Below are 206 nucleotides of genomic sequence, written 5' to 3'. Positions count from 1 at the left end.
CAGAGGCTGGTCAGCTACGCACGGATCGACCCGGTAGTGGCGCGGGAGGTGTTCATCCAGTCCGCCCTCGTCGAGGGGGAGTGGCGCACCCGGCACCACTTCTGGGCGCGGAACCAGGAGGTTCGTGCGGAGGCGGAGGAGCTGGCCGACCGGAACCGTCGTCGCGACCTGCTGCTGGACGACGCGGCGATCGCAGCGTTCTATGC

1 protein-coding gene is annotated in these 206 nt (G+C 69.4%); it reads left to right on the top strand.

Annotation, left to right across the window (positions count from 1 at the left end; all coding sequences use genetic code 11):
• Window positions 1-206 (top strand): DUF3418 domain-containing protein (locus BN358_RS11800; protein WP_157593435.1); only part of this gene is annotated, 206 nt, incomplete at both ends.

The organism is Sedimentibacter sp. B4, from assembly GCF_000309315.1.
Classification (GTDB): domain Bacteria; phylum Bacillota; class Clostridia; order Tissierellales; family Sedimentibacteraceae; genus Sedimentibacter; species Sedimentibacter saalensis.
This window is presented reverse-complemented; position numbering and strand designations above follow the sequence as displayed.